At 72.0% G+C, this 18,556-nt stretch carries 15 protein-coding genes; 9 read left to right on the forward strand and 6 right to left on the reverse strand.

The window, feature by feature from the left end; translation table 11 throughout:
* Positions 1–151 precede the first annotated feature (151 nt).
* Positions 152–697: a TetR/AcrR family transcriptional regulator gene (locus LOK46_RS09310; RefSeq protein WP_273563506.1), complete on the reverse strand. Its 546-nt coding sequence runs from the start codon at positions 695–697 to the stop codon at positions 152–154.
* Between the two features lie 163 nt (positions 698–860).
* On the opposite strand from LOK46_RS09310, the gene LOK46_RS09315 reads away from it, so the two are divergent.
* Complete coding sequence (locus LOK46_RS09315) at positions 861–1,424, forward strand: sugar O-acetyltransferase (protein ID WP_273563507.1); 564 nt, start codon at positions 861–863, stop codon at positions 1,422–1,424.
* Positions 1,425–1,784: 360 nt separating this feature from the next.
* On the opposite strand, the gene LOK46_RS09320 is transcribed toward LOK46_RS09315, so the two are convergent.
* Positions 1,785–3,491 (reverse strand): outer membrane beta-barrel protein, encoded by a 1,707-nt coding sequence (locus LOK46_RS09320; RefSeq protein ID WP_273563508.1) that lies wholly within the window; start codon positions 3,489–3,491, stop codon positions 1,785–1,787.
* A 549-nt stretch (positions 3,492–4,040) separates the two neighbouring features.
* Here LOK46_RS09320 and LOK46_RS09325 point away from each other — a divergent pair.
* Complete coding sequence (locus tag LOK46_RS09325) at positions 4,041–4,319, forward strand: hypothetical protein (protein ID WP_273563509.1); 279 nt, start codon at positions 4,041–4,043, stop codon at positions 4,317–4,319.
* A gap of 162 nt (positions 4,320–4,481) precedes the next feature.
* Complete coding sequence (locus LOK46_RS09330; RefSeq protein ID WP_273563510.1) at positions 4,482–4,802, forward strand: hypothetical protein; 321 nt, start codon at positions 4,482–4,484, stop codon at positions 4,800–4,802.
* 41 nt (positions 4,803–4,843) lie between these two features.
* On the opposite strand, the gene LOK46_RS09335 is transcribed toward LOK46_RS09330, so the two are convergent.
* Positions 4,844–7,570, reverse strand: a complete 2,727-nt coding sequence (locus tag LOK46_RS09335; RefSeq protein WP_273563511.1) for an MGH1-like glycoside hydrolase domain-containing protein — start codon at positions 7,568–7,570, stop codon at positions 4,844–4,846.
* A gap of 360 nt (positions 7,571–7,930) precedes the next feature.
* Here LOK46_RS09335 and LOK46_RS09340 point away from each other — a divergent pair, with 360 nt between their 5' ends.
* The 6 genes from LOK46_RS09340 to LOK46_RS09365 all read left to right on the forward strand — a co-directional run bounded on the left by LOK46_RS09340 (position 7,931) and on the right by LOK46_RS09365 (position 14,824).
* Complete coding sequence (locus LOK46_RS09340) at positions 7,931–9,064, forward strand: branched-chain amino acid ABC transporter substrate-binding protein (RefSeq protein WP_273563512.1); 1,134 nt, start codon at positions 7,931–7,933, stop codon at positions 9,062–9,064.
* 141 nt (positions 9,065–9,205) lie between these two features.
* On the forward strand, positions 9,206–10,096 hold the full coding sequence (locus LOK46_RS09345; RefSeq protein ID WP_273563513.1) for a LysR family transcriptional regulator: 891 nt from the start codon (positions 9,206–9,208) through the stop codon (positions 10,094–10,096).
* A 130-nt stretch (positions 10,097–10,226) separates the two neighbouring features.
* The gene (locus tag LOK46_RS09350) at positions 10,227–10,991 is read left to right on the forward strand and encodes an HpcH/HpaI aldolase family protein (protein ID WP_273563514.1); all 765 of its coding nucleotides are present in this window, start codon (positions 10,227–10,229) and stop codon (positions 10,989–10,991) included.
* 23 nt (positions 10,992–11,014) lie between these two features.
* Positions 11,015–11,902: a 2-hydroxy-3-oxopropionate reductase gene (locus LOK46_RS09355; protein ID WP_273563515.1), complete on the forward strand. Its 888-nt coding sequence runs from the start codon at positions 11,015–11,017 to the stop codon at positions 11,900–11,902.
* Positions 11,903–11,946: 44 nt separating this feature from the next.
* Positions 11,947–13,551, forward strand: coding sequence for a galactarate dehydratase (gene garD / locus LOK46_RS09360; RefSeq protein WP_273563516.1), 1,605 nt, complete (start codon positions 11,947–11,949; stop codon positions 13,549–13,551).
* 76 nt (positions 13,552–13,627) lie between these two features.
* On the forward strand, positions 13,628–14,824 hold the full coding sequence (locus LOK46_RS09365; RefSeq protein WP_273563517.1) for a PepSY-associated TM helix domain-containing protein: 1,197 nt from the start codon (positions 13,628–13,630) through the stop codon (positions 14,822–14,824).
* A 54-nt stretch (positions 14,825–14,878) separates the two neighbouring features.
* Here the strand turns inward: LOK46_RS09365 and LOK46_RS09370 are convergent, their stop codons facing one another.
* The 3 genes from LOK46_RS09370 to LOK46_RS09380 all read right to left on the reverse strand — a co-directional run bounded on the left by LOK46_RS09370 (position 14,879) and on the right by LOK46_RS09380 (position 18,416).
* Positions 14,879–17,059 carry a TonB-dependent siderophore receptor gene (locus tag LOK46_RS09370; protein ID WP_273563518.1) on the reverse strand — a complete coding sequence of 727 codons (2,181 nt, stop codon included), beginning with the start codon at positions 17,057–17,059 and terminating at the stop codon, positions 14,879–14,881.
* Between the two features lie 422 nt (positions 17,060–17,481).
* Complete coding sequence (locus LOK46_RS09375) at positions 17,482–18,120, reverse strand: TetR/AcrR family transcriptional regulator (RefSeq protein WP_273563519.1); 639 nt, start codon at positions 18,118–18,120, stop codon at positions 17,482–17,484.
* Complete coding sequence (locus tag LOK46_RS09380) at positions 18,117–18,416, reverse strand: hypothetical protein (protein WP_273563520.1); 300 nt, start codon at positions 18,414–18,416, stop codon at positions 18,117–18,119. The genes LOK46_RS09375 and LOK46_RS09380 overlap by 4 nt, the downstream gene beginning before the upstream one ends.
* Positions 18,417–18,556: the final 140 nt, after the last annotated feature.

An 18,556-nucleotide genomic window follows, 5' to 3' on the forward strand; every position in this document is an offset into this window, starting at 1 on the left:
CGGCGCGCATCGGGACGAAACTGCTCGCGCGATGGTTGCGGATTCCTTGCCGGCACCGTGCGGCATTCGGCGCCGGTCCACCCGACGATCACGATCGCTTGAGGGGCTGGCGCGCCGCGGCCGGCTCCTCGACGCGGGAGCGGGTGCGGCCCTACCGCACCAGCCGCTCCACGATCGCCCGCACCTGCGCCCGATCCGCCGGCTGCGGGTCGACCGAGCGGTGGATCGTCAGGCCCTCGATCATCGCGTCGAGGGCCTTGGCGGTCTCCGGCGCGAAGTGCCGCCCCAGGGCGGCCCGGCTCTTGGCCATCCAGTCCTGCATGACCCGGCGCAGCGGCGGGTTCCGGGCCGCGAAGGCGTAGAGTTCGTAGCTCAGCAGCATCGTGCGCGGGCTCGCCCAGAGGTCGCTCACGATCAGGTCGACCACGGCCTCGCAGGCCTCGTCGACAGTCGCGGCCGCGGAGAGCCGGTCTGCGAACCGCGCCGAGACCGTGTCGGCGAGCCCGGTGAACGCCTCCGTCAGCAGCGCGTCGAGGCTGTCGAAATGGTAGGTCATGGAGCCGAGCGGCACGTCGGCCGCCGCCGCGACCCGGCGGTGGGTGGTGCCGGCGACGCCGTGCTCGGCGACGACGTCGAGGGTCGCCTGGATGATGCGCGCCCGGCGATCCGGGTCGAAACGGCGCTGGGCGGCGGGCAAGCAGACCTCCTCGGATCCGGTTCAGGGCAGCCGGGCCGTGGCGCGCACGGCCTTGATATGTACATATGTACGCATAGCTAGGGCCCGCGGTGCCGGCGCCTCCGGCCCGCACGGGGGCACCGGGCCGGAGGCGGCCCGACGCGGCCGGAGGGAGGTCCTCACCATGAAGACAGAGATCATGAAGACCCAGAAGCAGAAGATGCTGGCCGGCGAGCTGTACTGCGCCGACGACCCGGAACTGGCCGCCGACAACCGGCGCATCTCGGAATGGATGGACCGGTATAACGCCACGCAGACGCGGAGCCAGCCCGAGCGGCAGGCTCTCCTGGAGGAGGCCTTCGCGCGGGTCGGCCCGGGCTGCAACATCCGGCCGCCGTTCCACTGCGACTACGGCTACAACATCAGCCTGGGCCGCGGCGTGTTCCTGAACTTCGGGTGCGCCATCCTCGACGTGATGTCGGTCACGATCGGCGACCTGACGCAGATCGGCACGGCCGTGCAGATCCTGACACCCGATCATCCGCGCGACCCGGCGCAGCGGCGGCAGATGCTGGAATTCGCCCGCCCGGTGGTGATCGGCGCCAATGTCTGGATCGGCAGCGGCGCGATCATCCTCCCCGGGGTCACGATCGGCGACGACGCGATCGTCGGGGCGGGCAGCGTGGTGACGCGCGACGTCCCGGCCGGCGCCATTGTGGTGGGGAACCCGGCCCGGCCGCGGCCATGAGGGGATGAGGACGCGCGGGCGCGCTGCGCCGGGTGCGTGCTGTGCGGGGCGCCTGCTGCGCGGTTCGCCGGTCCGGCCGCGTCGGCCCCGGCCCCGGCGCCGCGTGCGCCGGGTCCCCGTGCGGGCCGGATCTGCCGCGGACGCCGACGGCCCGGTCGTGAACGGCCCGTGCGGTCGCGCGGCCGAGCCGGGCGGCCCCGCGGTCGCCGGCCGCGGGTCGGACGGGGCCGATACCGGGATCGAGAGGCCGGCACCGGACAGCCTGCATCGAGGCCGGCAAGGCCGCGCCAGTCCAGCGGTCCGGTGCGGCCCGGCCCCTCGCCCGCAGCGGTCGCGGTCGGGCGCCGGGCGGAGGCGGGATCAGTCCTTGCGGACCGGGGCCGCCGTCTCGCCGAAGCCGAAATCCGCCAGCCGGTAGGAGAGCTGCGCGAAGCCGCCGTAGCGGCCGGTCTCGAACTTCATCGGGCTGGGCGCCAGGAACGGGAAGGCCGTCGTGTGCGCCCTGTCGGCCTGGAGCTGCCAGTAGCGGCCGCCGACGCCGACGCTGACGGACGGCGTCAGGTCGTACGCGATGATCCCCTCCAGGAAGTAGCCGTCGCCGTGGCCGGCTTCCGGCCCCGGATTGATGTCGGGCCGCAGCCAGTGCCGGTCGACGCCGCTCAGGCTCACGACCGGCAGGTAGGCGCCCTCCAGGCTGACCCGGATCCGGTCGAACCGCGCCTCGCCGATCACGCCGACGCGCAGCGCGTTCCACTGCATGGTCTCACCCAGCGTCTTCGTGCCGGTCGTGTACGGCCGGGCGCAGGGCGCCCCGCCCGCCACCTGGCGGCAGCCGTAGCCGTTATACAGTTCGGAGGCGAACTGGTACCCGATGAAGCCGCCGAGCTTGTACCCGTCCCGGCGCAGCACGTCGTAGCCGAAATCGACCGCGCCGTAGCCGACGTCGCCGTCCTTGATCGGCGACAGCGTCTTCGAGTAGCGGCGCAGGGCGGGCGGGAAGTCCTCGTCGACCAGGCGTCCGCCCGTGACGCCGCCCGTCCCGAGGAAGCCCTTGGCGAACAGGCCCGTGGGATTGTGCTCGAGCCGGGCGAAGCTCTCGCCGGCATGGGCCTGGGCGTTGGCGTAGGTCAGGCGGGAATTGAGCTGGCCCGGCGCGTCGGGGTCGCCGAGCTTCTCGCGCGGGGTCCCGGCGCTGAAGAAGTAGCGCAGGCCGCCCTCGAAATCCCAGGTCGCCGGGCCGGCCAGCGCCACCGGCGGCAGGTCGGGCAGCCCGGCTCCGAACCGGTAGTTGAGGCCGACGCGGGCCAGGAGGCCGTCCGTCGCGACGCGCGAGCCGGCGTGATAGCCGGTCAGCACGCGATAGGACGGGCCCGGGAGGACCGCCCGGGTGCCGAGATCGTAGTAGAGGCCCTCGACCTTGGCGGAGAGGTGCTGGCTGAAGGCGTGCTCGATGCCGGCGCCGGCCACGTAGCCCGCGCGCGCGCCGCCCTGTCGCCCGTCGAACAGCGGCAGGCCGGACAGCGACAGGTTGTTGTCGGTCCGGACATGGCCCACCGCGAGGCCGCCCGTAGCGTAGACCAGGGTGCGGTCGACGGCGAAGCCGACCCGGCCGCGGACGGTGGTGAGTTCGTCCAGCCTCTGGCCGGAATGGGCGACGCTGCGGTTATAGAAGCCGCCGCCCGCGGCCGGGAAGGTGCCCTCCCGGCGGTCGTAGCCCCACAGCCGGGTGAACTGGTAATCCGCCGCGGCGCCGGCGACGAAGCCGGAATTCAGCTGCCAATCGTAGCCGGCCTCGGCGCCGCCGACGAAGCTCGCGTCCGAGGCCCGCTTCGCCGGGATGACCGGGCAGTACCGGGCGCCGGGCTGCCCGCCCGGGCCCGTGCACACGAACTGCGTGGCGCGGTCCAGGGCGCCGTAGCCGGCGAACAGGCCGGCATGCGCGCCGGTCCAGGAGAACACCGGCAGCGCGGCCGGCGCTGCCGGCGGGGCTCGCCGCGGAAGGTCCGCCGCCAGCGCGGTCTGCGACAGGAGGCAGAGAAGAAGTCCAGAACCCGAGATTCGATACATGAGAAATCCCCCGTCGTGCGTAATCGAGAGCGCCGACGTCATGTTCTCGTTGTCGCTCAGTGCGATGCTTGAAATGAAACGTCTGCCGATTGCGCGCAGTCACTGCGATGACCGGCTATGGCTACGGCATATTTTCTCGATTCTGAAGATGTGAAGTTCTTTGCGATCGTCGCTCGAGCAAGAATGTCAATGTCATGGACGTAAAAATTGTGGCGACTTGAACTGATAGATGGCGTTGTAATCAGAGATGTCGCGTAATTTCTTGGCCTTATGGTCCGTGAGTAGTTGGTAAGTTTTTCCCCGCGTTCCGCGCGAAGTGATCTGATTTTGCCGGCGGCTGATGCGTTCGTGCATCACCGGGTTGCGACCCGTCGACCGCTGCCCCGGATCGGCGGCAGGACCGGGGCCTCGATCCGCTCGGGCGCGATCCGCGGAACCATCCGGGCGGCCCGCGTCTTCCTGGGCGGGTCGACGGGCGGATCGGGTCCGGCCGCGAGCCTGCTGACAACGCCCGCCCGTCTTTCCGGGCGGCGAGAGAGGACACTTCCCGTGCGTTCAACGATCATCACCGCCGCCCTGCTGGCGGTCTTCGGCTCCGCCTTCGCGATCCCGGCCTCCGCCGCGCCGATCGGCCCCGGCACCGGCGTGTCGGCGCCCGCCGACATGGTCTCGACGGTCCAGATGGATCCGGTGGAGCGCCACATGATGCGCCGTCGCATGGAGCGTCGGATGATGCGCCACCGGATGGAGCGCCACATGATGCATCGGGAGATGCGCCGCGAGATGCGCCACCGCGAGATGCGCCGCGAGATGATGCGCCGCATGTGACGGGCGTCCGCGCCGGGGCGGCGATCGCCCCGGCGCGGGTCGTGGAAGATCCGCGATGCGGGGCTGCGCGGGGGCGGGACCGGCCGAGGCTGCCACGTCCGAGGCGATCGAACCATCCGCGCCCCGACGCGTTTCTGGCCACCGAAAGGGAGGATTGGTACGATGAAGGCGATTCTGGCAGCGGCCGCGGTGAGCCTCGGCATTCTGGGCGTGGTCGGCCCGGTCTCCGCGCAGCCCCGCCCCGACTACGACGATTATGGCGGCGGCCGCGGTTACCGCGATCGTGGCGATTACGATTACCGGGACCGTGGCTACCGCGATCGGGACGATTACCGCGGCCGCGCCAATTACGGGTTCGACGAGCGCGAGTACCTGCGCTGCAACCCCGACGTTCGCCGCGCCGTGGCCAACGGCCAGATGGAATCGGGCGCCGCCCACTACAAAGTGTTCGGGCGCCGCGAGGGCCGGCGGCTGAGCTGCTGACCGGCTGCTGACCGGATCGGCCGGCTCCCGGCCGGGCGCGCCTATCGCGGGCGTGCTCGGTCGCGCAGCAGGTTGATGATCAGGGCCGTCCAGCCGGTCTGGTGCGCGGCGCCGAGCCCCCGGCCGGTATCGCCGTCGAAGAACTCGTGGAACAGCAGCGGCTCCTCGGCACCCGGCGCCGGGGCGATCGGCGGCCGGGTCCCGAAGGCCGGCCGGCGGCCGGTCCCGTCCTTGGCAAACAGCGCGATCAGGCGGTCCTCGAGGGCGTCCGCGATGGCGCTGAGCGTCAGCATCGCGCCCGAGCCCGTCGGGTACTCCACCCGGAAGTCGTCGCCGTAATAGGTGTGGAAGCGCCGCAGCGCCTCGACGATGAGGAAGTTCATCGGCATCCAGACCGGGCCGCGCCAGTTCGAGTTGCCGCCGAACATGTTCGAGGTGGAATCGGCCGGGTCGTACCGGACCGTGAAGGAGGCGCCGAGCTCGTTGAGCACGTAGGGCGCGTCGCGGTGCACCTTCGACAGGGAGCGCACGCCGTAGGGCGAGAGGAACTCGGCCTCGTCGAGCATGCGGCGCAGGAGCGCCTTCATCCGGTGGCCGCGCAGCAGCGACAGCAGCTTGCGGTCCTTCACGCCGCCCTCGGTCCAGCGGGAGACCAGCCGGGCGAGGTGGGGCCGGTTCTCCAGCACCCAGTTCAGGCGCCGGGCGAAGTCCGGCAGCCGGTGGAGCACGGAGGGCTCGATCACCTCGACGGCGAAGAGCGGGACCAGCCCGACCATGGAGCGGACCCGCAAGGGGAGCATCCCGCCGCCGGGGATGTCGACCTCGTCGTAGTAGAACGCGTCGGTCTCGTCCCACAGGCCGTAGCCCTGCCCGTCCCCGCCTGCCCCGCCCATGTCGGTCATGGCCTCGGCGATCAGCAGGAAGTGCTCGAAGAACTTGGAGGCGGTGCTCTCGTACACGTCGTTGTGGAGCGCGAGCTCCAGGGCGATGCGCATCATGTTGAGCGCGTACATCGCCATCCAGGCGGTGCCGTCGGCCTGGTGCACCACCCCGAAGCCCGGGGGCGGGCGCGAGCGGTCGAACACGCCGACATTGTCGAGCCCCAGGAAGCCGCCCTGGAAGACGTTGCGCCCCTGCGCGTCCTTGCGGTTCACCCACCAGGAGAAGTTGATCAGCAGCTTGTGGAACACGCCCTCCAGGAAGGCGAGGTCGCCGCGCCCGCCTCGCCGGTCCCGGTCGATCTCGAACACCCGGTAGGTGGCCCAGGCGTGGACCGGCGGGTTGGCGTCGCCGAACTCCCACTCGTAGGCCGGGAGCTGGCCGTTCGGGTGCATGTACCACTCGCGGGTGAGCAGCAGGAGCTGCTTCTTGGCGAAGTCCGGGTCCAGCAGGGCGAGCGGCAGGCAGTGGAAGGCGAGGTCCCAGGCGGCGAACCAGGGGTACTCCCAGGTGTCGGGCATCGACAGCACGTCGGCCGCCGCGAAGTGGCGCCACTGGCCGTTGCGGCCGCCCGCGCGCCCCCGGGGCGGCGGCGGCTGGAGCGGGTCGCCCTCCAGCCAGCGCCGCACGTCGTAGCAGTAGAGCTGCTTCGACCAGATCAGGCCGGCGGCGGCCTGGCGGAAGATCGCGCGGGAGTCCGGGCTCGCGATGCCGTCCTGCAATTCCTCGTAGAACGCGTCCGCCTCGGCCACCCGGCGCCGGACCAGGGAGCCGTCGTCGACGGCCCGGGCGCGCAGGCCCGCCGACAGCCGCAGGCGGATCCGGGCGGTCGCCCCGGGCGCCAGCCGCAGCGCGTAGTGCAGGCCGAGCTTGGTGCCCGCGTCCCGGCGCACCGAAGCGGGATCGCCGTCGACGATCGCCGCGTGGAGCCCGTCCTTGAACGGCCCGGCGGCGTCCGGCCGGCCGCCGTGCAGCCGCAGGTTGGTGTCGTTCTCGCAGAACAGGAGGTCCGGCGCCCCGTCGAAGGCGAGCCGGTACGGCCCGAGCCTCTCGTGCGCGCAGACCGCGCCCCCGTCGGGCGCGCGGGCGATCCGCGGGCGCGCCTGCCCGTCCGGCCCCGCCTGCCAGGACCACGTGTTGCGGAACCAGAGCTGCGGGACGACGTGGAGGTCGGCGGGCTCGGGCCCCCGGTTCAGCGCGGTGATCACCGCGTGGACGTCGTCGGCGTCGGCCTTGGCGTACTCCACCGTGACGTCGAAGAACCGGTCCCCGTCGAAGACGCCCGTCTCCTCGATCTCGTACTCGGGCTGCTCCCGCCCGCGCCGCATGTTCTCGCCGACGAGGTCCGCGTAGGGGAAGGCCGCCTGCGGGTAGCGGTACAGCATCTTCAGGTAGGCGTGGCTCGGGACCGCGTCGAGGTAGTGGTAGACCTCCTTCACGTCCTCGCCGTGGTTGCCCTCCTGGTTGGTCAGGCCGAACAGCCGCTCCTTGAGGATGCGGTCGCGGCCGTTCCAGAGGGCGAGGGCCAGGCAGAGGCCGCCGCGCTCGTCGCAGATCCCCGCCAGCCCGTCCTCGCCCCAGCGATAGGCGCGCGAGCGGGCGTCCTCGTGCGTCAGGGCGGCCCAGGCGTTGCCGCAGGGGCTGTAATCCTCCCGCACGGTCCCCCATTGCCGCTCGCTGAGATAGGGGCCCCAGAGCGACCACGGCCGGTCGCCCCGGCCCTGCTCGGCGATCCGGCGGCGCTCGGCCCAGTCCACCGACGCGTCCCGAAATTCGGCACGCACCTCGTCACGCTCCTCGTCACGCTCCTCGTTCCCGCGCGGCCCCATCAGCCGCGTCCCGGACGCGGGCTCGGACGGCTGGGGCTGGGGGTGCGGCGGGGACGGGAGGCGGCCATCGGTCACGGCGGGTTGCTGCGGATGCGCCGGCCCGATGCATCATCGGCGCCATCCCGACCCGGCGGGCCCTCGGGGCGCCGCGGGGCCGCCGCACGGCTCCGTGAGGGCCCGCCGGCCGATCGCGCGCCGGCGTCGGTGAACATCTCGGCCCGCCCCAGAAACCTTGACCCCGGTGAAGGTGAGCGACAGGATCGCGCCGGGTGATCTGCGACTCGACGCGCGTGGATCCGCGTTGATCTATCCGAATTCAGCGTTCGTCGGCGATCTGTCCGGCCACATCTTGGGGGAAAGATGACGCGATTACTGATGGCCGGCCTAGCCGGGCTGCTGTTCATGACCGCGGCGCGAGGTCAGGAGGGCGGCGCGCCGGTGAAGATCGGCGTCGCCGCGCCCATGACCGGGCCGAACGCGGCCTTCGGCGCCCAGATCCGGAACGGCGTGAGCCAGGCGGTCGAGGATATCAACAAGGCCGGCACGCTGAAGGGCACGACGCTGACCGTCACGGTCGGCGACGACGCCTCCGACCCGAAGCAGGGCGTCTCGGTCGCCAACAAGTTCGCCAGCGACGGCGTGAAGATGGTCGTCGGCGACTACAATTCCGGCGTCACGATCCCGGCCTCCGACGTCTACCTCGACGCCGGCATCATCCAGGTCACGGCCGCCTCGACGAGCGTGAAGCTCACCGAGCGCGGCATGTGGAACACGTTCCGCACCTGCAGCCGCGACGACCAGCAGGGCGCGGTGGCCGGCAACTACCTGGCCGCGCATTTCAAGGGCAAGAAGATCGCCTTCGTCCACGACAAGACGCCCTACGGCAAGGGCCTGGCCGACGAGACCCTGAAGGCGCTCAAGGCCAGGGGCGGCAAGGACGTGCTGTACGAGGGCATCAACCCGGGCGAGAAGGACTACTCCGCCCTCGTCTCCAAGCTGAAGTCGGCCAACGTCGACGTCGTCTATTTCGGCGGCGTGCACACCGAGGCCGGGCTGATCATCCGGCAGATGCGCGATCAGGGGCTGACCGCCCGGATGATGAGCGGCGACGCCATCCCCGACAAGGAGTTCGTCCAGATCGCCGGCCCGGGCGCGGCGGGGACCCTGATGACCTTCGCGCCGGACGCCCGCAAGAACCCGAACGCCAGGGGCGTGGTGGCGGCGCTCAACGCCCGGGGCATCGATCCCGAGGCCTACACGCTCTACTCGTACGCGGCCGTGCAGGTGCTGGCGAAGGCGATGGCCGAGACCGGCTCCAGCGACGGCAAGGCGCTCGCCGACTGGCTGCACCAGGGCAAGCCGGTCGACACGGTGGTCGGCCCGATCGCCTACGACAGGAAGGGTGACCTCACCCGGCCCGACTACGTCATCTACGAGTGGACCAAGGGGCCCGACGGCCGGATCGACTATGCCGGGCACGAGGTGACGCCGTAGTCCGGTCGGGCGCGAAGCCGGTCGGGCCGGAAGCGCGACCGCCGCCTCACCTAATTGGATGAGGGCGGCCCTCTCAGCGTGGCCGCCGCGAAGGCCTTATGCTCTCCCGGACCGCGCCGCGGTCCGGGAGAGGGAGCCTTCATGTTCGATTTCAGCCAGCTCCGGTGCTTCGCCGCCGTGGCGGAGGAGCTGCATTTCGGGCGTGCGGCCGCCCGGCTGAACATGACGCAGCCGCCGCTGTCGCGGCAGATCCAGGTCCTGGAGCGCGTCCTCGACGTGCAGCTCCTGGAGCGCACCAGCCGGACCGTCCGGCTGACCGCCGCCGGCCGCAGCTTCCTGCCCGAGGCCCAGCGCATCCTGCGGCTCGCCGAGACCGCGACCCACGTCACCCGGCAGGTGGCGGCGGGGCGCGCGGGCGTCCTCAAGTTCGGCTTCACGGCGGCCTCGGCCTACGACTTCCTGCCGCGCCTCGTCACCGCGTTCCGGCGGGCGCTGCCGGACGTGACGCTCGCGCTGCGCGAGATGGTCAGCAAGGACCAGATCGAGGAACTCCTCGCCGGCCGGATCGACGCCGCGCTGGTGCGCCCGCCGGTGACGCATCCCGACCTGATCGCCGTCCGGGCGCTCGCCGAGCCCCTCGTGGTGGCCCTGCCGGCCGGGAACCCCCTGGCCCTGCGCGACGGGCTCACGCCCGCCGATCTCGGGCGCGAGCCGCTCATCGGCTACGCGCCCAACGAGGCGCGCTACTTCCACGACCTCGTCCTCGGCCTCGTCGCGGAGGCCGAGATCCGGCCGCCGATGGTCCAGCAACTCACGCAGATCCACTCGATCCTGGCCCTCGTCCGGGCGGCGCTCGGCATCGCCCTGGTGCCGGCCGCCGCCGAGCGCCTGCGCTTCGAGGGCGTGGTGTTCCGCCCCCTCGCCCTGCCGGCGCCGCGCCCCGTGGAGCTGCTCCTCGCGTGGCGGCGCGACGCGGACGACCCGCTGATCGCCCAGCTGGTCTCGATCGTGGCGGAGATGCCGCCCGCGTGAGCCCGCGCGGTCGATTGATGCGCGATCCGCATCGGTCGATCCAGTGTTTGGCTTTGACCTCGCGGCGGAAGGCTGCGCGTGATGGGGCGGACGGCGCGCAGACGCCGCGACGCCCCCAGGGAGGATCGTGATGGACAACCTCACCAACCGCTTCAAGGCGGCCCTCGCCGAGGGGCGCCAGCAGATCGGCCTGTGGTGCAGCCTCGCCAGTCCCATCTCCACCGAGGTGGTCGCCGGCGCCGGGTTCGACTGGCTGCTGCTCGACATGGAGCACTCGGCCAACGACCTCCGGGACATCTACGCCCAGCTCCAGGCGATGATGGAGGGCGACACGCACCCGATGGTGCGGGTGCCGAGCGACGACCCGATCACCGTCAAGCGCGTCCTCGACGCCGGCGCACAGTCGCTGATGATCCCCAACATCGACGATGCCGAGCAGGCCGCCCGGGTGGTCGCGGCGACGCGCTACGCGCCCCGCGGCATCCGCGGCTTCTCGCAGGCGCCCCGCGCCGCCCGGTTCGGCCGGATCAAGGACTACCACACCCGCTGCGAGGCCGAGATCTTCGTGGCGGTGCAGGTCGAGTCCCGCCGCGCCCTCGACAATCTGGACGCGATCGCCGCCGTGGAGGGCGTGGACGGCGTGTTCATCGGGCCCGGCGATCTCTCCACCAGCCTCGGCTACGTCGGCCAGCAGGGCCACCCGGAGGTGGTCGCCACCATCGAGGCGGCGGTCGCCCGGATCGTCCGGGCCGGCAAGCAGGCCGGCATCCTCACGCCGAGCGAGGAGCTCGCCCGCCGCTACATCGCGGCCGGCACCCGCTTCACCGCGGTCGGCTCCGACATGGGGCTGCTCGCCCGCAGCTCCGAGGCGCTCGCCGCCCGCTTCCGCGCCTGAGTTCCGCAACCGGGATCGCACCCATGAACATCGGATTCGTCGGCCTCGGCATCATGGGCACGCCCATGGCCGGACACCTGATCGCGGCGGGCCACAGCCTGTTCCTCAAGAGCCGGCGCAGCGTGCCCGAAGCCCTTCTCGCGGCGGGCGGCACCGCCTGCGCCACCGCGGCCGAGGTGGCCGAGCGCGCCGACACGATCATCCTGATGCTGCCCGACACCCCGGACGTGGAGCAGGTCCTGTTCGGGGCGGGCGGGGTCGCCGAGGGGCTCAGCCCGGGCAAGACCGTGATCGACATGAGCTCGATCGCGCCGCTGGCCACCAAGGATTTCGCCGCCCGGATCGCCGAGCGGGGCGGCGCCTATCTCGACGCGCCGGTCTCCGGCGGCGAGGTCGGGGCCAAGAACGCCGCGCTCTCGATCATGGTCGGCGGCGAGGCCGAGACCTTCGCGCGCGCCGAGCCCCTGTTCGCCGCGATGGGCAAGACGGTGACGCATGTCGGCCCGGTCGGGTCCGGGCAGGTGGCCAAGGTCGCCAACCAGATCATCGTCGCCCTGACCATCGAGGCGGTGGCCGAGGGGCTGCTCTTCGCCTCGAAGGCCGGCGCCGACCCCGCCAAGGTGCGGCAGGCGATCACCGGCGGCCTCGCCACGTCGCGGATCCTGGAGCTGCACGGCGCGCGGATGATCGAGCGGACCTTCGATCCCGGCTTCCGCATCGGCCTGCACCAGAAGGACCTGAACCTCGCCCTGGACAACGCCCGGACGCTCGGCCTCAGCCTGCCCGCCACGGCGCTGGCGCAGCAGCTGTTCTCGGCCTGCGTGGCCCAGGGCGGCGCGGCCTGGGACCACTCCGCCATGGTGAAGGCCCTGGAGGCCCTGGCGAACCACGCGGTCGGCGACGCCGCCTGAGCCCGACAGAAGCCCGGACGGGCGCGAGACGGAAGGAGCATCCGATGCAGGCCGAGATCGAAGCCCCGACCCGCCCGCACCTGGCCGGCGCGGGACCCGGAGGGGCCGGCGGAGGGGCCGCCGGAGACGTGCCGCGCACGATCCGCCTGAGCGACAGCGACAACGTCGCGATCGTGGTCAACGCCTTCGGGCTGCCGGCCGGCACCGTGTTCCCGGACGGGCTGGAGCTCGTCGAGTTCGTGCCGCAGGGCCACAAGGTGGCGCTCACCGACATCCCGGAGGGCGGCGAGGTCCGCCGCTACGGCGAGGTGGTGGGCATCGCGACGCAACCGATCCCGCGGGGCGCCTGGGTGGAGGAATCCCGCGTCGCGACGCCGGTCGCCCCCGCCCTCGACGCCCTGGAGATGGCCTCCCGCGTGCCGGCCCCCCTGCCCCCGCTCGAGGGCTACACCTTCGCGGGCTACCGCAACCCGGACGGGTCGGTGGGCACCAAGAACATCCTGGCCATCTCGATCAGCGTGCAGTGCGTCGCCGGCACCCTCGACGTGGCGATCCGGCGGATCAAGCAGGAGCTGCTGCCGCGCTACCCCAACGTCGACGACGTGGTCGGCCTGACCCACGCCTACGGCTGCGGCGTCGCCATCAACGCCCCCGAGGCGGTGGTGCCGATCCGGACGCTCCAGAGCCTCGCGCAGAACCCGAATTTCGGCGGCGAGGTCATGGTCGTCGGCCTCGGCTGCGAGAAGCTCGTCTCGGAGCGGCTCCTGCCCGACAACGGCGCCGCGGGCGACGGGGTGGTGCGGCTGCAGGACGAGCGCCACCGCGGCTTCTCGGCCATGATCGACAGCATCCTGACGATGGCGGAGGCCCGCCTGGAGGTGCTGAACCGCCGGACCCGCGAGACCTGCCCGGCCTCCGAGCTGGTGGTCGGCCTGCAATGCGGCGGCAGCGACGCGTTCTCGGGCGTCACCGCGAACCCGGCGCTGGGCTTCGCGGCTGACCTGCTGGTCCGCTGCGGCGCCACCGTGATGTTCTCGGAGGTGACGGAGGTGCGCGACGCGATCCACCTGCTCACCCCGCGCGCCAAGTCCCCGGAGGTCGCCGCGGCGCTGGTCCGCGAGATGGCGTGGTACGACGCCTACCTCGCCAAGGGCGAGGCCGACCGCCGCGCCAACCCGTCGCCGGGCAACAAGAAGGGCGGCCTCAACAACATCGTCGAGAAGGCGCTGGGCTCGGTCGCCAAGTCCGGCACGAGCGCGATCTCGGGGGTCCTGGCGCCGGGCGAGCGCGTCCGCGAGAAGGGCCTGATCTTCGCCGCGACGCCGGCGAGCGACTTCGTCTGCGGCACGCTGCAGCTCGCCTCGGGCATCACCCTGCAGGTCTTCTCCACCGGCCGCGGCACGCCCTACGGGCTCGCCCAGGCGCCGGTGATCAAGGTCGCCACCCGCACGGAGCTGGCCGAGCGCTGGTCCGACCTGATCGACCTCGACGCCGGCCGCATCGCCACCGGCGCGGCGACGATCGAGGAGGTCGGCTGGGAGCTGTTCCACCTGATCCTCGACGTCGCGAGCGGGCGCAAGCGCCCCTGGTCGGACCAGTGGGGGCTGTTCAACAACCTGACCCTGTTCAATCCCGCGCCGATCACCTGAGACTCACCGGCGGGACGGAGTTGCGTCCCGCCGCGTCGTCAGCGTGGCCGGACTCTGCTAGGCAGCCGGCATCGCCATGACGCTGCCGATTCCCTCCCTCCGGACCCTGCTCTTCCGCCTGCACTGGGCGCTCGGCCTCACCGCCGGCCTCGTCCTCGCCCTGATGGGCCTGACCGGGGCGCTGATGAGCTACGAGGAGGCGGTCACCGCCTTCGCCAACCGCGACCGGCTCGAGGTCGCGCCCGGCGGGCGGGCGGCGCTGCCCCCCGCGGCGCTGGCGGCGCGGATCGACGCGCAGGCGGGCGGCCGCGTCGCCAACGTGCTGACCCTGTCGGACGATCCGCGCGCGAGCGTCCACGTCCGCTTCGCCCGCGATCCCGAGACCCGCGCGCGGCCGCCCGCCGCCTACGCCGACCCCTACGACGGCGCGCTGCTCGGCCCGGTGCGGCTGGAGGGCGCCTTCACGACGGTGCGGGACCTGCACCGCTGGCTGCTGCTGCCCGGCGGGTCCAAGGGCTGGGGCCGCACGGTCACGGGCGCCTGCACCCTGGCGCTGCTGGCCTTCCTGGCGACCGGCCTCTACCTGCGCTGGCCCCGGATCCACCGCTGGCGGATCTGGCTGAAGCCGGCCCTGTCGCGGCCCGGCCGGCCGCGCTGGTGGTCGCTGCACGCCGTGGTCGGGACGTGGCTCCTGCCGGTCTACCTGGTCATCGCGCTCAGCGGCCTGACGTGGTCCTACCCGTGGTTCAAGGACGGCGCGACGCGGCTGCTCACGGGCGCTCCGGACGCCGCGAAGCCGGCCGGCCGCAGGGCCGCCGGAAAGCCGGCCGATCCCGCCGCCGACGGCGCGGCCGTCGACCGCGCCTGGGCGGATTTCCGCGCGCGGACCGGCGCGGAGGCCGGGACGGCGGTCCTGACCCTGCCGGGCGCCGACACGAAGGCGATCCGCATCCGCTGGCTGCCGAAGGGCGTCGACGCGCCGAGCGCCCGCAACGAGGCCCGCTACGATCCCGCCACCGGCGCCCTGCTGGCCTCCGAGCGGGCCGCCGACGCGCCCCTGGGCCGGCGCCTCCTGGACAACGTCCTGGAGGTGCATCGCGGCCGCTTCTTCGGCGACCTCGTCGCGCTGCTGTTCTGCCTCGCGGCACTGGCTATGCCGGGCTTCGCGGCGACTGGCCTGACGCTCTACGTCCTGCGCCGCCGCGCCGGGGCCCGCCGCAGGACCGTCGCGGCCGGGGCGCCGGCGGGCGCCGTCCGCACGGCGAGCCCCTGACGGCGGCCTCCGGCGGGGCGACGGCCCGGCCGCCCGGGCGATGCGGCCCGCCCGTCAGAGCCGGGCGGTGATCGTCGCCAGCACCGTGAACGGCGCGCCGGGGGTGTTGTTGGTCGCGTTGGTCGGCGCCTCGATGTAGCGCGCGTTCGTCAGGTTGCGCATGTTCACCGACAGGCGCCAGTGGGCGTCGAAATCGTAGTACACGAGCGCGTCGAGCCGGTTGTAGGCGCCCACGGTGAAGCTGTTGTCGAGGTCGCCGTAGCGCCGGCCGACATGGGTGACGCCGAAGCCGAGCCCGAGCCCGCGCAGCGGGCCTTCCTGGAACGCGTAGGTCGTCCACAGGCTGCCGCTGAACACCGGCACGCCGGTGAGCCGGTTGCCGACCGCGAAGGTCGTGTCCTTGGTGATCCGCGCGTCGATCAGGCCGACACTGCCGATGATGCTCCAGCCGGGCAGGATCTCGCCGGCCAGGTCGGCCTCGACACCCCGCGACCGCTGCTGGCCGGTGATGACCGAGAAGGTGGGATTGCGCGGGTCGGTGGCCGCGACGTTGTCCCGGACGATCTGGAAGGCGGCCGCGCTCAGGGTCAGGCCGGGCGTGAGATCGACCCGGGTGCCGGCCTCGACCTGCTCGCCCGTGCTGGGCGGCGGGCTCGCCACGTTCAGCACGCTGGCGGTCTGCGGCAGGAACGACGTGGCGTAGCTCGCGTAGAAGGTCAGCGGCTCGAACGGCCGGTAGATCAGCCCGACCCGCGGCGAGGCGCCGAACAGGGTCTGCTCGGGCGGCTGGGTCCGCGAGGCCGGCTGGCGGTTGAAATAGTACTGGCTGCCGAGATCGAACCGGGCCCCGACGACGAGCTGCAAGCCCGGCGCCAGCACGATCTGGTCCTGGACGTAGAGCCCGAACACCTCCAGCTTCTGCTTCAGGTCGGCCTGGAACTGGAGCGGCTGGAAGGCCGCGCCGAACATCGGGTTGAGGAAGCTGACTGGGGCGAGGTTGCCCTGCTGGGAGAAGGCGTGGCGGAAGCCGTTCGAGTACTCGAACCCGAGGAGCGCCGTATGGGCGAAGCCGAAGGTGTCGAACTTCATCACGGCCTCGGTCTGGCTGTCGACCGCGGCGAAGCGCGAGTTGACCGTGGCCTCCCGCCGGGTCAGCAGCGTGCCGGCATTGTTGACCGCTAGGGCACGGGCCGCGAACACGTCGAACGTGCCCCATTGCCCGGCGATGACCTGCCGGAGCGTCAGGTTCTCGTTGACGTCGTGCTCGGCCCGCATGGTGATCGAGTTGAACTCGCCGAAGTAGCGCGAGGACGGCTCGCCGTAGAACCGGCTGATGTTGTCGAGGGGGACGCGGCCGCGGAAGGCCACCAGCCCCTCGTCGTACTGGGTGCGCTGGTTGGTGAATTCCGAGTTCACGTAGACCCGGGTGTCGGCACTCGGCGTCCAGCTGAAGGCCGGCGCCACGAAGACGCGCCGGTTGGTGTCGCCACCGTAGTTGCGGAAGGTCGGATCCTCCTGGGCGGCGAAGCTGAGACGCGCGGCGAGGCCCTCGACGGCGGGCAGCGCGCTCGACACGGAGCCCTGGAAGCGCCGGAAACCGAAGCTGCCGCCCTGCACGCTCGCCTCGGCCGTGGGCTCGAAGGTCGGTCGGCGGGTCACGATGTTGATGACGCCGCCGGGATCTCCCCGACCGAACAGCACGGAGGCCGGCCCCTTGATCACCTCGACGCGCTCGGCATCCACGAGGTCGCGCGTCACCGGGTAGAAGTTGATGGCCGGGTCGACCAGCACGCCGTCGACGGCGAAGACCTGCGTGGAGAAGCCGCGGATCAGGTAGTTCTGCGACCGTCCCTGCACCGTGCTGCCGAGAACCACGTTGCTGACGTTGGTCACGGCATCGGTCAGCCGCAGGTCCTGCTGATCGGTGATCACCGAGCGGGAAACGACGTTGATCGATTGCGGCGAGTCGCGCACGGGCGTGTCGGTGCGCGTGGCGGTCGCCGAGCGCGTCGCCCGGTAGCCGACGACGGGACCGTCGGCCCGCTCGCTGACGGGGCCCGTGCCCGCAACACTGAGTTCCGAGAGAACGATCTCGTCGGCGGCCGGCTCGGATTGCGCGCGGATCTCTGTCGGCGCGAGCAGAAGGAGCGACGTTGCGAGTCCAGTGCTGCAGATATTCGGGCGCGACCGGCAGTATTTGATGCGACCGACGACGTCGATCCGGGCGGCGGGCATGATTTGAAATCGTTCTCAAGAGCGACGTATCGACGCGATGCGGCGTTTCTAGAGTGCAAACGCCGTCTTTTCTCAATGCCGATCGGGAAAGCGGCGGGTGACGCGCGCATCCTCTGCCCGGATGTGGCGCGGAAGGCACGCTTTGAGGGGCAATGCTTTGAAGTCGTTCAAAGATACCAACTTTTGCGTGTGCAATGCTGGGCTTCGCAACCAGCTGCAGCCCCGGACGAGCGCCGGACGCAGGCCGACTCGCGGCGTCGTGTCCTTCGCGGCATCGCGCGGGATCGCGCGGGATCGCGCGGCATCGCCCGGACGGACGGCCGGCCGGCCCGCGTGAGGGGGGATCGGGGACCGGCCGGCGTACCGCGCGCCGGATCCGACGCGCGATCGGTGATGGCGGCTGTGCCGGCGCGTCGCCGGGATCAGCGGGCCGCGGGCCGCTCCGGGGGCGCCGGGGTCGGCAGGCGGCCGTCCAGTCCGGCGTCGAGGAGCGCGTGGAGCTGGGCGATCGCCGCGGCGACGTCGTAATCAGGCAGCGCGGCCCGGCCGACGACGATCCCCTTCATCAGCGGCGCGAGCAGGGCGTAGAGCCCGGCCGGATCGCATCCCGGCGCGGTGGCGAGCGCCGCCAGGGTCGCCACGAACCAGTCGCGGCTCTCCGCCTCGGTCCGCGCCGTCATGGCGGCGATGTCCGGGTTGCGGGTCGATTCCGACCAGATCTCCACCCGCAGGGTCGCGGCCTCGCGGGTGATCGACGCGAAGTAGCGGGCGATGATGCCTAGCAACGTCCCGCGCGGGTCGCCGCTGCCCTCCATCTCGGCGACCAGGAGCGTGCCGCGCTCGCGCTCGCGCTCCACCAGCCCGAGGACCAGGGCCTCCTTGGATTCGAAGTAGCGGTAGAAGTTGCCCGGACTCATCGCGGCCTCGCGGGCGAGGTCCTGCATGGTCGTGCGATGGAAGCCGTTGCGCGCGAAGCAGGTCTCGGCGGCGTCGAGGATGTGCTCGCGCCGGGCGGACGGGTTGCCGCGGGTCTCCGCCGCCCTGTCCGCCGCGCCGGTCACGACCCGGGCTGCGCCGTGAGGGCGACCGGGGCGACGCGGCTCTGATCCTTGCCCAGGCTGGCGACGGCGCAGGATTGCGGGCCCTGATGCAGGTCCGCGCAGATCCGGGCCTGCCAGCCGTCCGGGCCGGCGCCGGTCCAGTTGATCAGCGCCAGCCAGGCGAGGGCCAGGACGGCGCCAAAGGTCAGGTTGGCGGGGGTGCAGACGGCGCGGACGTGGGCGAGCGCGCCCGGGCCGCGGGCGCCGAAGCGCTCGGCATCGAGATCGGACCAGCGGCCTTCGAGGATGAGAGCCATCGCGCGCTCCTGTTTGCCTCACCCTTGTAATGAACGTTCATTCTCATGTCAATGAACGTTCATTCTCATCGATGGTACAGGGCGTCACCGCGGCGGCCGCTGCCGTGGCGGGGTTTGTCGGGGGCTGTGGGCGGAGCGTG

The organism is Methylobacterium sp. NMS14P (assembly GCF_028583545.1).
In the GTDB taxonomy this organism is placed as follows: Bacteria; Pseudomonadota; Alphaproteobacteria; order Rhizobiales; family Beijerinckiaceae; genus Methylobacterium.